General features: G+C 50.9%; 12 protein-coding genes and 1 pseudogene. 5 read left to right on the forward strand and 8 right to left on the reverse strand.

The window, feature by feature from the left end; all coding sequences use genetic code 11:
• Window positions 1-60 precede the first annotated feature (60 nt).
• The 3 genes from FEM44_RS09240 to typA form a co-directional block, all read right to left on the reverse strand.
• Entirely contained in the window at window positions 61-1,041 is a 981-nt protein-coding gene (locus FEM44_RS09240; protein ID WP_135522547.1) for a sugar phosphate isomerase/epimerase family protein, read from the reverse strand.
• Between the two features lie 7 nt (window positions 1,042-1,048).
• Window positions 1,049-1,759: a GntR family transcriptional regulator gene (locus tag FEM44_RS09245; RefSeq protein WP_135522546.1), complete on the reverse strand. Its 711-nt coding sequence runs from the start codon at window positions 1,757-1,759 to the stop codon at window positions 1,049-1,051.
• 216 nt (window positions 1,760-1,975) lie between these two features.
• Window positions 1,976-3,799, reverse strand: coding sequence for a ribosome-dependent GTPase TypA (gene typA / locus FEM44_RS09250; protein WP_135522545.1), 1,824 nt, complete (start codon window positions 3,797-3,799; stop codon window positions 1,976-1,978).
• 372 nt (window positions 3,800-4,171) lie between these two features.
• Between typA and glnA the strand changes: the two genes are divergently transcribed.
• The 4 genes from glnA to FEM44_RS09270 all read left to right on the forward strand — a co-directional run bounded on the left by glnA (window position 4,172) and on the right by FEM44_RS09270 (window position 8,447).
• On the forward strand, window positions 4,172-5,581 hold the full coding sequence (gene glnA, locus FEM44_RS09255) for a glutamate--ammonia ligase (RefSeq protein ID WP_001271717.1): 1,410 nt from the start codon (window positions 4,172-4,174) through the stop codon (window positions 5,579-5,581).
• 173 nt (window positions 5,582-5,754) lie between these two features.
• Entirely contained in the window at window positions 5,755-6,804 is a 1,050-nt protein-coding gene (glnL, locus tag FEM44_RS09260; RefSeq protein ID WP_135522544.1) for a nitrogen regulation protein NR(II), read from the forward strand.
• Between the two features lie 11 nt (window positions 6,805-6,815).
• Window positions 6,816-8,225, forward strand: a complete 1,410-nt coding sequence (gene glnG, locus FEM44_RS09265) for a nitrogen regulation protein NR(I) (RefSeq protein WP_135522543.1) — start codon at window positions 6,816-6,818, stop codon at window positions 8,223-8,225.
• A 111-nt stretch (window positions 8,226-8,336) separates the two neighbouring features.
• The gene (locus FEM44_RS09270; RefSeq protein WP_064527982.1) at window positions 8,337-8,447 is read left to right on the forward strand and encodes a YshB family small membrane protein; all 111 of its coding nucleotides are present in this window, start codon (window positions 8,337-8,339) and stop codon (window positions 8,445-8,447) included.
• A 174-nt stretch (window positions 8,448-8,621) separates the two neighbouring features.
• On the opposite strand, the gene hemN is transcribed toward FEM44_RS09270, so the two are convergent.
• The 3 genes and pseudogenes from hemN to FEM44_RS09285 form a co-directional block, all read right to left on the reverse strand.
• Entirely contained in the window at window positions 8,622-9,995 is a 1,374-nt protein-coding gene (gene hemN / locus FEM44_RS09275) for an oxygen-independent coproporphyrinogen III oxidase (RefSeq protein ID WP_135522542.1), read from the reverse strand.
• Between the two features lie 188 nt (window positions 9,996-10,183).
• Window positions 10,184-10,693 carry a Der GTPase-activating protein YihI gene (gene yihI / locus FEM44_RS09280; RefSeq protein WP_001517353.1) on the reverse strand — a complete coding sequence of 170 codons (510 nt, stop codon included), beginning with the start codon at window positions 10,691-10,693 and terminating at the stop codon, window positions 10,184-10,186.
• Between the two features lie 118 nt (window positions 10,694-10,811).
• Window positions 10,812-11,039: pseudogene (locus tag FEM44_RS09285) on the reverse strand (hypothetical protein).
• Between the two features lie 234 nt (window positions 11,040-11,273).
• Here FEM44_RS09285 and yihA point away from each other — a divergent pair.
• Entirely contained in the window at window positions 11,274-11,906 is a 633-nt protein-coding gene (yihA, locus tag FEM44_RS09290; protein WP_126680307.1) for a ribosome biogenesis GTP-binding protein YihA/YsxC, read from the forward strand.
• A 177-nt stretch (window positions 11,907-12,083) separates the two neighbouring features.
• On the opposite strand, the gene FEM44_RS25975 is transcribed toward yihA, so the two are convergent.
• Both FEM44_RS25975 and polA read right to left on the reverse strand, forming a co-directional pair.
• Window positions 12,084-12,131: a spot 42 RNA, inhibition of DNA synthesis gene (locus FEM44_RS25975; protein WP_071892919.1), complete on the reverse strand. Its 48-nt coding sequence runs from the start codon at window positions 12,129-12,131 to the stop codon at window positions 12,084-12,086.
• Between the two features lie 165 nt (window positions 12,132-12,296).
• Window positions 12,297-15,083 carry a DNA polymerase I gene (gene polA, locus FEM44_RS09295; RefSeq protein ID WP_135522541.1) on the reverse strand — a complete coding sequence of 929 codons (2,787 nt, stop codon included), beginning with the start codon at window positions 15,081-15,083 and terminating at the stop codon, window positions 12,297-12,299.
• Window positions 15,084-15,128: the final 45 nt, after the last annotated feature.

Here is a 15,128-nt window from a genome sequence, read left to right on the forward strand (position 1 = left end):
AATAAGATATCGACCATTCTTATGGAATAGTTTTATTAACTGCGTATGAGTTAAAACTTATTAGTGGTTCAGAAGATGGCTTGCCTCTTGTTTGATTTGTTGTAGTACGTTACGCACATGATTTATCTGATTAATCGCATCTTCTATTTCTTTACGTAACCGAGCATCCAGTAAATGATTTTCTGGTAGTGGTGTTTCACTCATCTGGCGATAAGGGATCCACGGATTATCATCTTCGTCTTCAAAGCGGAACGCCGGCGCATAATAATCAACCTCTTCTTCCAGGCCATATGCCGTCACCTGCGGCTCATCATCACCCAGGCAGATAAGGTGCGTTAATAACGCTTTGAATGACATATCTCCCTGACCTGAAATACAGGCTTTATGGCCCAAACCACCCTGTTCTTTAACAATCAATGCATCTTTGATATGCACCTGGGTAATATGCGGCGCCATCGTTTTTAAAGCGTCGATGGGATGCTCATTGGCATTGATCATGTTCGCAAAATCAAACAGTAAGGAAAGAGACTCCATCTCACTTTCTTTGACCAGCGAAACCAGTTCATGGCTTTTTAAATCTTCATGCTGCTCGATCGTAAAAGTCAGGCCGCTGTCCTGATACGTTTCCCGTACATAGGCAATGTCGTTAGCGATGATCGATAATACGTCGCGCAAATTACCTTCATAACGTGGATAAAAACGTACGGACGATGCCCCGGTTTTCAACGCGATGGCGACGGCTTCATCAATAGATGCCTTATCTGAGGCGCTAGTTTCAATATGAATATCAAGGTTCAGACGGCGGGCTTTATCACCAAAGGCAGAGAGTTCTTTATCGTCCATATTGCCAAGAGAAAAACGCTCGCCATCCAGAACATGAATTTTGACGCCCCGCAGATTATTTTCACTCGCGATATCAAGTAAATCAGCAGGCAACACTCTTTCCAGCCGCATATTTAAATGAAAGGCATAAGCATGTAAATAAAGAGGAAGAGTATCGACACGTTGTAGAATCTTTCTTGCGTTATTTGTTGTCACCATAAAACACCTACAGATTAATGATGAGGTCTACGGCCTCAAATCGCCAATATTCAATATCTATCTGGACAATATTTCCTTGCGGGTCGGCGCGATGCTTTTCAATTAAGATCGCAGGCATACCCGCAGAACCGCCAAGATACTTGCTGATATCGCCCGGCATTCTGACGGGTTTGAAAATCAATTTTTTTACTACCGTCTCTTTTTGGTAGCACTTTTCCCAGACTGAAGAAAATGAGTGATTTTCAAGTTGTTCAATAAAACCCGGGGCAACTTCAGGATTAATATATGTTTCGTGATAGAAAACTTTATGTCCTTCCAGCGCCCCCCAGCCGGTAATACGATAGAGTTCAGTTGATGGCGTCACTGCAATCAGTGGCGCAAGCGTCTGGGGAATGTCGCTGGTGCGGCTTTTCTCGGTAAACCCCCAGGAAGGTTCCCGCCCTTGCTCAATTGCGGCCCGCTGAAAGCTCGCCGACAGCTCCGGGCTGTAATTAAATCGCGGCTGAGTCACGAACCACCCTTTACGATCCTTACGGAAGATTTTGGATTCTGCCTCGAGGTTCAGCAACGCCTGGCGCAGCGTCATACGTTTAATGCCCAGCAGCTCTCCCAGCTCTCTTTCTGAAGGGAGTTTTCCACCCGGCGTAGTGATGCCATCTTTTAACCACCGATCCAGTTTCTCTTTTGCATTTTCTACGGTGGATTGATTTCCCGTCATTGTTTAATCCTTTTGGTTTAAACCAGATGAGGCATCTTACGCTTACGCCAAAAAAGAAAGCAATTAACGGCGTATGACTTTGCAGATAATTGTGACAAAGCTCTCTATTGACGTAACCACAGACTTATAAGGGAGATACTCGCATTGGTGAGCGCTCACGACAGGCAAAAAAAAACCTGCCATCGCTGGCAGGTTTTTTATGACTAAAAAACGAAATTAATCGTCTTTCGGTGCGCGGTTAGCGCGACGACGATCGTTTTCCGTCAGGTGACGTTTACGAATACGGATAGAGGTCGGAGTCACTTCTACCAGTTCGTCATCATCGATGAACTCCAGAGCTTGTTCCAGAGTCATGCGGATAGGCGGAACCAGAACAACGGCTTCGTCAGTACCGGAAGCACGCATGTTGGTCAGTTTCTTACCGGTCAGGCAGTTTACAGTCAGGTCGTTAGAGCGGCTGTGAATACCGATAATCTGACCTTCGTAAACTTCTGCACCGTGACCGAGGAACAGCTTACCGCGATCCTGCAGACCAAACAGCGCGAACGCTACCGCTTTACCCTGACCGTTAGAGATCAGTACGCCGTTCTGACGCTGACCTACTTCACCCGGACGAACGTCGTCGTAGTGGCTGAAGGTGGAGTACAGCAGACCTGTACCGGAAGTCATGGTCATGAACTCAGAACGGAAGCCGATCAGACCACGGCTTGGGATCACGTAGTCGAGACGTACGCGGCCTTTACCGTCTGGATTCATGTTTTTCAGGTCGCCTTTACGTTCGCCCAGCGCCTGCATCACAGAACCCTGATGCTGTTCTTCAACGTCCAGAGTCACGTTTTCATACGGCTCTTGTTTACGACCGTCGATTTCACGGAAGATAACTTTCGGACGGGATACCGCCAGTTCGAAACCTTCACGACGCATGTTTTCGATCAGAACAGACAGGTGCAGTTCGCCACGACCAGAAACGCGGAACGCATCGGCGTCTTCGGTTTCTTCTACGCGCAGCGCAACGTTGTGTACCAGTTCTTTGTTCAGACGGTCCAGGATCTGACGAGACGTTACGAACTTACCTTCTTTACCGCAGAACGGCGAGGTGTTAACGCAGAAGAACATAGAAATGGTCGGCTCATCAACGGAGAGTGCCGGCAGCGCTTCAACGTTTTGCGTGTCGCAAACGGTGTCAGAAATATTCAGTTCGCCAAGGCCCGTGATCGCCACGATATCGCCAGCTTCCGCCAGATCGGTTTCGATACGTTCCAGACCGAGGTGGCCCAGCACTTTACCGACTTTCGCGTTGCGGGTTTTGCCTTCGCTATCGATGATAGTAACTTGCTGGTTCGGCTTCACTTTACCGCGCTTGATGCGGCCAATGCCGATAACACCAACATAGCTGTTGTAATCGAGCTGAGAAATCTGCATCTGGAACGGACCGTCAAGGTCAACGTCCGGCGCAGGAACGTGGTCAATAATCGCCTGATACAGCGGGGTCATGTCTTCCGCCATATCTTCGTGGTCCAGACCCGCGATACCGTTCAGCGCAGAAGCGTAAACGATCGGGAAGTCCAGCTGCTCATCGGTCGCATCGAGGTTTACGAACAGGTCGAATACCTGATCCACAACCCAGTCAGGACGCGCGCCAGGGCGGTCAACTTTGTTGATAACAACAATCGGCTTCAGGCCGTAAGCAAACGCTTTTTTGGTTACGAAGCGCGTTTGCGGCATCGGGCCGTCAAATGCGTCAACCACCAGCAGCACTGAGTCTACCATGGACATTACACGTTCAACTTCACCACCGAAGTCGGCGTGCCCCGGGGTATCAACGATATTGATACGGTAATCATTCCATTTGATAGCGGTGTTTTTCGCGAGGATGGTAATCCCACGCTCTTTCTCCAAATCGTTGGAGTCCATCACGCGCTCTTGGGTTTCGGCACGAGAGTCGAACGTACCGGATTGTTGGAGCAGCTTGTCTACCAGGGTGGTTTTACCATGGTCGACGTGCGCGATGATGGCGATATTACGCAATTTTTCGATCACAACTTTGCCTCAGGCATTAGAAATAGCGCGTTATTGTACACGGATTAATCGCACTACAAAACAGGATCACAAACATCCTCCGCAAACAAGTATTGCAGAGTCCCTTTGTGATCGCTTTCACGGAGCATAAAAAGGGTTATCCAAAGGTCATTGCACCAACATGGTGCTTAATGTTTCCATTGAAGCACTATATTGGTGCAACATTCACATCATGGTGCAGCCCTTTTGCACGATGTTAAGCATGATAACGCCTTTTAGGGGCAATTTAAAAGTTGGCACAGATTTCGCTTTATCTTTTTTACGGCGACACGGCCAAAATAATTGCAGATTTCGTTACCACGACGACAATGACCAATCCAGGAGAGTTAAAGTATGTCCGCTGAACACGTACTGACGATGCTGAACGAGCACGAAGTGAAGTTTGTTGATTTGCGCTTCACCGATACCAAAGGTAAAGAACAGCACGTCACTATCCCTGCTCATCAGGTGAATGCTGAATTCTTCGAAGAAGGCAAAATGTTTGACGGCTCCTCGATTGGCGGCTGGAAAGGCATTAACGAATCCGACATGGTGCTGATGCCAGACGCATCCACCGCAGTGATTGACCCGTTCTTCGCCGACTCTACCCTGATTATCCGTTGCGACATCCTTGAACCTGGCACCCTGCAAGGCTATGACCGTGACCCGCGCTCTATTGCGAAGCGCGCCGAAGATTACCTGCGTTCCACTGGCATTGCCGACACCGTACTGTTCGGGCCAGAACCTGAATTCTTCCTGTTCGATGACATCCGTTTCGGATCGTCTATCTCCGGTTCTCACGTTGCTATCGACGATATCGAAGGTGCATGGAACTCCTCCACCCAATACGAAGGTGGTAACAAAGGTCACCGTCCGGCAGTGAAAGGCGGTTACTTCCCGGTGCCTCCGGTAGACTCTGCTCAGGATATCCGTTCTGAAATGTGTCTGGTGATGGAGCAGATGGGCCTGGTGGTTGAAGCACATCACCACGAAGTAGCGACTGCAGGTCAGAACGAAGTGGCTACCCGCTTCAATACCATGACCAAAAAAGCCGACGAAATTCAGATCTACAAATATGTTGTGCACAACGTGGCGCACCGCTTCGGTAAAACCGCGACCTTTATGCCAAAACCGATGTTCGGTGATAACGGCTCCGGTATGCACTGCCACATGTCGCTGTCTAAAAACGGCGTTAACCTGTTCGCGGGCGACAAATACGCAGGTCTGTCTGAACAGGCGCTGTACTACATTGGCGGCGTAATCAAACACGCTAAAGCAATTAACGCCCTTGCAAACCCGACCACCAACTCTTACAAGCGTCTGGTCCCGGGCTACGAAGCACCGGTAATGCTGGCTTACTCTGCGCGTAACCGTTCTGCGTCTATCCGTATTCCGGTGGTTTCTTCTCCGAAAGCACGTCGTATCGAAGTGCGTTTCCCGGACCCAGCGGCTAACCCGTACCTGTGCTTTGCTGCCCTACTGATGGCCGGTCTTGATGGCATCAAAAACAAGATCCATCCGGGCGAAGCGATGGACAAAAACCTGTATGACCTGCCGCCGGAAGAAGCGAAAGAGATCCCACAGGTTGCAGGCTCTCTGGAAGAAGCACTGAACGAACTGGATCTGGACCGTGAGTTCCTGAAAGCCGGTGGCGTGTTCACTGATGAAGCAATTGATGCGTACATCGCTCTGCGTCGTGAAGAAGATGACCGTGTGCGCATGACTCCGCATCCGGTAGAGTTTGAGCTGTACTACAGCGTCTAATAGTTGAAGTTGTACTACCCGGCGCAACAACGCCGGGATTTAGTTGCCGTGGAAACTTTCAGCCCATCTCTGCATGGGCTTTTTTCTCCGTAACTTCTGTGATGCTTCGCGCTTTTTATCCGTAAAAAGCTATAATGCACTAAAATGGTGCAACCTGTTCAGGAGACTGCTTTATGGCAACAGGCACGCAGCCCGATGCTGGGCAGATCCTCAACTCGCTGATTAACAGTATTTTGTTAATTGATGACAATCTGGCGATCCATTACGCCAACCCCGCCGCGCAACAACTGCTCGCCCAAAGCTCCCGCAAATTGTTTGGTACACCGTTACCGGAACTATTGAGCTACTTCTCATTAAATATCGAGCTGATGCAAGAAAGTCTGGAGGCGGGGCAAGGTTTTACCGATAACGAAGTGACGCTGGTCATCGACGGGCGCTCGCATATCCTTTCTGTGACGGCTCAGCGTATGCCGGACGGCATGATCCTGCTGGAGATGGCACCGATGGATAACCAGCGCCGCTTAAGTCAGGAACAGCTACAGCACGCCCAGCAGGCTGCTGCCCGTGATTTAGTCCGTGGCCTTGCGCATGAGATTAAAAATCCGCTTGGCGGTTTACGTGGCGCGGCGCAGCTGCTCAGCAAAGCATTACCTGACCCGTCACTGCTGGAATATACCAAAGTGATTATCGAACAGGCGGACCGGCTGCGAAATCTGGTCGACCGTCTGTTGGGGCCGCAGCTGCCCGGTACGCGCGTTACCGAAAGTATTCACAAAGTGGCTGAACGCGTGGTGACGCTGGTGTCGATGGAACTGCCGGACAACGTGCGGTTGATTCGTGATTACGACCCCAGCCTGCCGGAACTGGCGCACGACCCGGATCAAATTGAGCAAGTGCTGCTGAATATTGTGCGCAATGCGCTACAGGCGCTGGGACCGGAAGGCGGTGAAATCATTCTGCGTACCCGCACCGCGTTTCAACTGACCTTACACGGCGAGCGTTATCGGCTGGCGGCGCGGATTGATGTGGAAGATAACGGGCCGGGCATTCCGCCTCATTTGCAGGATACGCTGTTTTACCCGATGGTCAGCGGCCGCGAAGGTGGCACCGGGCTTGGCTTATCCATCGCCCGTAATTTGATTGATCAGCATTCAGGCAAAATTGAATTTACCAGTTGGCCAGGTCATACCGAGTTCTCGGTTTACCTGCCTATCAGGAAATAAAGGTGACGTTTATGCAACGAGGGATAGTCTGGGTAGTCGATGACGATAGTTCCATCCGTTGGGTGCTTGAACGTGCGCTCGCTGGGGCAGGTTTAACCTGTACGACGTTTGAGAACGGCGCAGAAGTGCTGGAGGCGCTGGCGAGCAAAACGCCGGATGTGCTGCTTTCAGATATCCGTATGCCGGGAATGGACGGGCTGGCGCTGCTCAAGCAGATTAAACAGCGCCATCCGATGCTTCCGGTCATCATTATGACCGCACATTCCGATCTGGATGCTGCCGTCAGCGCCTATCAACAAGGGGCGTTTGATTATCTGCCCAAACCGTTTGATATCGACGAAGCCGTGGCGCTGGTTGAGCGCGCCATCAGTCATTACCAGGAACAGCAGCAGCCGCGTAATGTTCAGCTTAACGGCCCAACGACCGATATCATCGGCGAAGCGCCAGCCATGCAGGACGTGTTCCGTATTATCGGTCGGCTTTCGCGTTCTTCCATTAGCGTGCTGATCAACGGCGAATCCGGCACTGGTAAAGAACTGGTCGCTCATGCCCTGCATCGCCACAGCCCGCGAGCCAAAGCGCCGTTTATCGCGCTGAATATGGCGGCTATCCCAAAAGATTTGATCGAATCAGAACTGTTCGGTCACGAGAAAGGCGCGTTTACCGGCGCGAATACCATTCGTCAGGGGCGTTTTGAACAGGCCGATGGCGGCACGTTATTCCTTGATGAAATTGGCGATATGCCGCTGGATGTACAGACGCGTTTGCTGCGCGTGCTGGCAGACGGTCAGTTTTATCGTGTTGGCGGCTATGCGCCGGTGAAAGTGGATGTGCGGATTATCGCTGCGACTCACCAGAACCTGGAACTGCGCGTGCAGGAAGGCAAGTTCCGTGAGGATTTGTTCCACCGCCTGAACGTTATCCGTGTTCATCTGCCGCCGCTGCGTGAGCGTCGGGAAGATATTCCCCGTCTGGCACGCCATTTTTTACAAGTTGCCGCTCGCGAGCTGGGCGTAGAAGCAAAGTTGCTGCATCCGGAAACTGAAGCCGCTCTGACGCGTCTGGCGTGGCCAGGCAACGTGCGCCAGCTGGAAAACACCTGCCGCTGGCTAACGGTAATGGCCGCCGGACAGGAAGTGTTGATTCAGGATTTGCCTGGCGAACTGTTTGAATCAACCGTACCGGAAAGCCCTTCCACAATGCAGCCGGACAGTTGGGCTACGTTGTTAGCGCAGTGGGCAGATCGGGCGCTGCGTTCCGGTCATCAAAACTTGCTTTCTGAAGCGCAACCAGAGCTGGAGCGGACGTTACTGACCACCGCGTTGCGACATACGCAGGGACATAGACAAGAAGCGGCGCGACTGCTTGGTTGGGGGCGTAACACTCTGACACGTAAGTTAAAAGAGTTGGGGATGGAGTGATTCAGGCTCGCCATGTAAAGATTGATTATTGAGCGCAAATTGCTGGTATTTTGCGCTTTACTGTTCCGATAAGTTCAGTATGATCTTGCCCGGAAAACGGGGAGAGTCATTATGCTGGAATCAATAATTAATCTGCTATCAAGTGGCGCAGTTAACAGCCACACGCCGCAAACTGCCGTTGCTGCCGTGCTGTGTGCCGCGATGATTGGGCTGTTTAGCTGAGTTTCAGATTGCTGATGAAGTGCTCTTTGTTCATGCCGGATGCGGCGTGAATGCCTTATCCGGCATACAAAAATAGGTTTTGTAGGCCTAAGCGTAGCGCATCAGGCAATCTTGTTCTCAGCACATTGATGGCGCTTTCGTTTTCTCCTTTGTAAACGAAGCGCCATTCACTATTTAAATCACCCGTGAGAACTGCTGCATTCGCGCTTTCTGGCGCAGATAAGTATCAAAGCACATGCAAATGTTGCGGATCAGCAAGCGACCTTTCGCCGTCACCTGAATCCCCTTCTCATCCACATCCACCAGCCCATCTTTTGCTAATGGGGTCAGCAGCTTGAGATCTTCCGCAAAGTAATCAGCGAAGTGCAAATCCCACTGTTGCTCAATGGGGGCGTAATCCAGACGGAAGTTGCAGATGAGCGACTTAATCACATCGCGGCGAATACAGTCATCGCGCGTTAGCGCAATACCACGCCACAGCGCATTACCTTGTTCATCCACCTGCTGATAGTACTGCTTCAACTCTTTCTGGTTCTGCGCGTAGCAGTCGCCAATCATGCTGATGGCGGAAACGCCCATCCCAAGCAGATCGGTATCGCCCTGGGTGGTGTAGCCCTGGAAGTTACGATGCAGCACGCCTTCACGCTGGGCCACCGCCAGCTCGTCATCCGGGCGAGCAAAGTGATCCATACCGATAAACTGATAGCCCGATTGTGTCAGGAAGGCGATGGTTTCCTGCAGAATATCGAGTTTTTGTTGCGGACTCGGCAAGTCAGCATCTTTGATTTTGCGCTGGGCGGCAAAAATAGTTGGCAGATGCGCGTAGTTAAAGACGCTCAGACGGTCAGGGTTCAGTTCCGCCACACGCTTCAGGGTAAAGGCGAAACTCTCCGGCGTCTGTTTCGGCAGGCCGTAAATCAGGTCAATGTTGGTGGAGGTAAAGCCAATCTCACGTGCATGTTTGAGCAGCGCAAAGATGAACTCTTCATCCTGCTCGCGGTTAACCAGACGCTGCACTTCTTTGTTGAAGTCCTGCACGCCCATGCTCAGGCGGTTAAAGCCTTCCGCGCGTAAATGATCCAGTACATCCAGTTCGATTTCGCGCGGATCGATTTCGATCGAGATTTCCGCATCGGCATTGAACTGGAAGTTTTCGCGCAACAGCTTCATCAGGCGGCTGATTTGCGCTTTATTCAGGTATGTTGGCGTTCCACCGCCCCAGTGCAGCTGGCTCACCTTGCGCCCGGCAAACAGCGGTGCACGATGAACGATTTCTTGCTCAAGCACGTCCAGATACTGGTCGGCCTTGTGCTGCTGACGAGTCACAATCTTGTTGCAACCGCAGAAGTAGCAAAGTTTGTGGCAGAACGGGATATGTACGTAGAGAGATAAGGGACGCTCAGGGTAGCGCGCCACGGCTTGTAAAAACGCCTGTTCACCGAAGTCTTCTGAAAACTCCAGCGCGGTCGGGTACGAGGTGTATCGTGGCCCGGAATAGTTATATTTCTGGATCAGGGCCAGGTCCCAGTCGATTTGCTGTACAGACATGCTCACTCCTTCCGATGGCGTCTCTGGCGGCTACGGCGTACCGGCGGATGCCCATTTCGGGTCATCAGCCGGTTGCGCAGCCACTTTTGTCGCCGCGACAACCGCTGTAGTTTAACGAATAACCACACCAGATAACATATAACCGGAAGGGTTATCAGCAGAACGGGAAGGCCCACGGCGGCAATCCGTTAGTTGCCCCGCAGCAGACGCATCATGTCTTCTTGCTTCTCGTCTTCTTCCTCTTCTTCGTCGTCGTCATAAGAGAGGCCGAGTTTCTGCATCAACTCATCAATACGATCCAGCTTGGCATCTACCCAGGATTGCTCTTCGGCACTCAGGGTTTCGCCTGCTTCCAGACGTTCCAGCAGCGCATCCAGACGCTCATCCGTCTCCAGTAACTCCAACTCCGCCTGCGGTGAAAGCATAGGTTTCTCACTCTTCGGTTTGTGCTGTTTGGTGACTTTTTCAGTCACGCCCAATGGAATAGGGGTTTTACTGCCAATACGTGGATCTTTCGGTGCATTCTGGCCTTTGCTACCCGAAGTAGCGCTACCGCCCGCTGCACGGCTGCCCGGCGCATGACCACGACGTTTTTTCTGGCGCTTGCGGTCACGAGCTTCCTGATCCAGCTCCTCGCGTGTTTTTCGACGCGCTTTTGCGTGACCTTTGCTGCGTGAGTTTGAAGATGATGGTTTCATAATGGTTCGTCTTTTTGCCGTTTTATTCAGTATAGATTTGCGGCGGAATCTAACAGAAAGCAAGCAAAGAAAAAAGGCGACAGATTACTCTGTCGCCTTTTTTCCTGACTCATAACCCTTAACGGGTCTTACAATCCTTGCAGGCCGCCAACACACCCTGTTTTTCCATTAGCCAGAACATTCCGTGTTGATTCCATTTCCGTTTAATTACGTCTCCGGACGTTTGTCTTCCTGACAATCCTCTGTCTTCGCCTCCTGGCGCTCCTGACCCTCATCCTGAGTCATCTTCCTGTTAGCGTCCTCGCTCTATGGGTGCTACTTTACGCTTCTGCGCTAAACAAACAATAAACTATCATCAGTATTTACTCATTTTCAGATTATTGTATAAAACTAATCACATGATTTATTTAGCCTATTTGACATGCGTCGCAGAAATTTCTCTTCGATTTCGCATAAAAACAATCGGCAATGTCTCACAAAGTACATGGTATTTACTTACACCGTTCACGCCGAAAAATCCGTCTTTTATTGTGGTTCAGGTATAATCGCCGCAAAGCTTTAACTGACGGAGACGACCGCTTTGACTAATTTGAATTATCAACAGACGCATTTTGTGATGAGTGCGCCTGATATTCGCCACTTACCTTCCGATACCGGAATCGAAGTGGCTTTTGCAGGCCGTTCCAACGCAGGTAAATCCAGCGCGCTGAACACGCTGACTAACCAGAAAAGCCTGGCGCGTACCTCGAAAACACCAGGACGTACCCAGCTTATCAACCTGTTTGAAGTGGCTGATGGCAAACGTCTGGTCGACTTGCCTGGCTATGGCTACGCGGAAGTTCCTGAAGAGATGAAGCGCAAATGGCAGCGCGCGCTCGGTGAGTACCTCGAAAAACGTCAGAGTCTACAAGGCCTGGTCGTGCTGATGGATATTCGCCATCCGCTGAAAGATCTCGACCAGCAGATGATTGAGTGGGCGGTGGACAGCAATATCGCCGTACTGGTGCTGCTGACCAAAGCGGACAAACTGGCGAGCGGTGCACGTAAAGCGCAATTGAATATGGTGCGTGAAGCAGTGCTGGCGTTTAACGGTGATGTGCAGGTAGAGACATTCTCTTCTCTGAAGAAGCAAGGTGTGGATAAGCTTCGCCAGAAACTGGATACCTGGTTCAGCGAGATGCAGCCTGTAGAAGAAACGCAGGGCGGCGAATAATTTTCTAGCCCTTATGCATGTGCCGGATATCGCGTATCTGGCACATAAAATCATGCAAATTCAATGAGCTATTTTCTACCGTAGGCCTGTTAAGCACAACGTATCCGGCAATACGGATCTTTTCTTTCGCACAATAAAAAACGCCCCAGTCATTACTGACTGGGGCGGCTAAAAAATTCAGCCAAATCCGATTACGTGAAGTAAAAGGTCTGAAAGATAGAACATCTTACCTCTGTACCCTACGCGACTAACTTTACTCTTTTTTGTTCAGTTCAGAAAGCACTTTTTGTAATTTTTTTTCAGTTGTTGCATAGGAATTTCTAATACCCATCACAAATCGTGGCTGGTTATGTTGCTTAGTTACGAAAAAAAGGCTTGTTAAGGCAAATCTTAGTGCGCCTGATCCCAGTTTTCGCCACTACCCACCTCCACCAGCAACGGCACATCCAGGCGGGTACAGTTTTCCATCAACTGATGGATCTTCTTCGCTACCGCATCGACATCATCTTTATGAACTTCAAACACCAGTTCATCGTGTACCTGCATGATCATACGCACGCGCGGTTGCTCTTCCTGTAGCCAGGCATCAACGGCAATCATAGCCCGTTTGATGATATCCGCTGCGGTTCCCTGCATTGGTGCGTTAATGGCTGCACGTTCAGCCGCAGCACGACGTGCACCGTTGCTGGATTTGATATCCGGCAGATAAAGGCGACGTCCGTCCAGGGTTTCAACGTATCCCTGCTCTTTCGCCTGAGCACGAGTGCGTTCCATATACTCCAGTACGCCTGGGTAGCGTTCGAAGTAAAGGTCCATGTACTTCTGCGCCTCTTTACGCGGAATGTTCAATTGCCGTGCCAGACCGAAAGCACTCATGCCATAAATCAGACCAAAGTTGATCGCTTTCGCACTACGGCGTTGTTCGCTGGTGACGGTTTCCAGTGGCAAACCAAACACTTCTGCCGCCGTTGCCCGGTGGATATCTTTTCCTTCTGCAAATGCGGTCAGCAAGCCTTTGTCTCGTGAAAGATGCGCCATAATGCGCAGTTCAATCTGCGAGTAGTCCGCCGAGACAATCACATAATCCTGCGGCGCAATAAACGCCTGACGGATACGGCGACCTTCTTCGTTACGCACCGGAATGTTTTGCAGGTTAGGATCGGTTGAGGATAAACGCCCCGTCGCGGTTACTGCCTGATGATAAGAGGTATGTACACGCCCGGTTTTCGGGTTGATCATCAGCGGCAGCTTGTCGGTGTAGGTCGATTTCAGCTTCGCCAGGCCACGGTACTCCAGAATCACTTTGGGCAGCGGGTAGTCCAGCGCCAGCTCTTCCAGTACCTCTTCAGACGTTGACGGCGCACCACCCGGCGTTTTCTTCAGCGGCTTAATACCCTGTTTTTCAAAAAGAATAGTTTGCAGTTGCTTGGTGGAAGAAAGGTTAAATTCTTCACCTGCAATTTCATGCGCTTTCTTTTCCAGTTCTGCCAAACGCAGGGTGAGTTCTTCAGAATGATTGTGCAGCACTTTCGGGTCGATCTTCACACCGTTGCGTTCGATGCGCGAAAGCACCGGCACCAGCGGCATTTCGATGTTTTCGAAGACGTTCAGTGGCCCTTTGTGTTTTTGCAGATCCGGCCACATTTTCAGATGCAATTGTAAGGTGACATCCGCATCTTCGGCAGCATAGCGTCCGGCCTCTTCCAGGGCAATCTGGTTAAAGGTCAGTTGATTTTTACCTTTACCGGCAATCTCTTCAAAAGTGATGGTTTTGTGCTTCAACCAACGTTCCGCGAGGCTGTCCATATCGTGACGCCCGGCAACGCTATTGAGAATGTAGGACTCCAGCATGGTATCAAACGCAATCCCACGCAGCTCAATTCCGTAATTAGCCAGAATACCGCGGTCGTATTTCAGGTTTTGCCCGACCTTCAGCGCCTTTTCATCTTCCAGCAGCGGTTTTAGCAACTCGAGTGCACGCTCGCGGGAGATCTGATCGGGCGCATCAAGATAATCATGAGCAACCGGAATATAGGCCGCTACGCCTGGCTCGATAGCAAAAGAAAGCCCTACCAGGTTGGCTGAGATGTTATCGAGGCTGTCGGTTTCGGTATCAAACGCAAATACAGGCGCTTTTTCCAGCTTCGTAATCCATGCTTTTAGAGTTTCTTCGTCCAGAATAGTGACGTAGTTATCGTAAGAAATCACTGTTGCAGTCACTTCGGGTGTTTCGTCGACAACAATGGTTTCCTGCGGCTTCGCGGCTGGTTTTGTCCCTTTGGCCTGTAACCATTTGCCCGCTTCGACATCAGCAGTCCAACGCTTGAACTCATACTTTTTGAACAGTCCCAACAACTCTTCAGCCGCCGGTTGTTGTACTTCCAGTTGTTCGCAGGTCAGTTCCAGTTCAACGTCGGTTTTAATCGTCGCCAGCTGGTAAGAGAGATAGGCCACCTCTTTATTTTGCTCAAGCTTCGCCGCCATTGTTTTCGCGCCGCGGAAGCTCAATCCAGCAATTTTTTCCGGCTCGGCATACAGCGTATCCAGGCCGCCAAGACCTTGTAGCAGTGCCTGCGCGGTTTTTTCGCCGACGCCCGGTACGCCAGGAATGTTATCAGAGGAGTCGCCCATCAGCGCGAGGAAGTCGATGATCAGTTCTGGCGGTACGCCATACTTATTCACCACCTCTTCCGGGCCGAGGATAGTATTTGTCATGGTGTTGATAAGCGTGATATTTGGCGTCACCAGTTGCGCCATATCTTTATCACCGGTGCTGATCAATACCGGACGCCCGGCTTTTTCGGCTTCGCGCGCCAGAGTACCGATAACGTCGTCTGCTTCTACGCCAGAAACGGCCAGCAGAGGCAGCCCCATCGCTTTTACCATTGTGTGCAGGGGTTCGATCTGCGCGCGCAAATCGTCCGGCATTGGCGGGCGATGTGATTTGTAATGTTCAAACAGTTCATCACGAAAGGTTTTTCCCTTGGCGTCAAAGACCACCGCTGCATGCGTCGGTTGGTATTGCATGATCAGACTACGCAGCATGTTGAGGACACCGTACATCGCACCGGTTGGCTCGCCTGCGCTGTTAGTCAGCGGCGGAAACGCGTGATATGCGCGATAAAGATAAGATGAACCATCTACAAGGATTAGTGGGTTTTGGGGGATCTGAACCATAATGTCCGTGCCTGTTTATCAGATTATGCGTAAAGGATGCCACAG

It is taken from the genome of Escherichia sp. E4742 (assembly GCF_005843885.1).
GTDB lineage: Bacteria > Pseudomonadota > Gammaproteobacteria > Enterobacterales > Enterobacteriaceae > Escherichia.

Coding starts and splice junctions, on each gene's coding strand:
- FEM44_RS09240 (WP_135522547.1), bottom strand. CDS start 1,041: ATGGTGACAACAAATAACGCAAGAAAGATTCTACAACGTGTCGATACT.
- FEM44_RS09245 (WP_135522546.1), bottom strand. CDS start 1,759: ATGACGGGAAATCAATCCACCGTAGAAAATGCAAAAGAGAAACTGGAT.
- glnA (WP_001271717.1), top strand. CDS start 4,172: ATGTCCGCTGAACACGTACTGACGATGCTGAACGAGCACGAAGTGAAG.
- glnL (WP_135522544.1), top strand. CDS start 5,755: ATGGCAACAGGCACGCAGCCCGATGCTGGGCAGATCCTCAACTCGCTG.
- glnG (WP_135522543.1), top strand. CDS start 6,816: ATGCAACGAGGGATAGTCTGGGTAGTCGATGACGATAGTTCCATCCGT.
- FEM44_RS09270 (WP_064527982.1), top strand. CDS start 8,337: ATGCTGGAATCAATAATTAATCTGCTATCAAGTGGCGCAGTTAACAGC.
- hemN (WP_135522542.1), bottom strand. CDS start 9,995: ATGTCTGTACAGCAAATCGACTGGGACCTGGCCCTGATCCAGAAATAT.
- yihI (WP_001517353.1), bottom strand. CDS start 10,693: ATGAAACCATCATCTTCAAACTCACGCAGCAAAGGTCACGCAAAAGCG.
- polA (WP_135522541.1), bottom strand. CDS start 15,083: ATGGTTCAGATCCCCCAAAACCCACTAATCCTTGTAGATGGTTCATCT.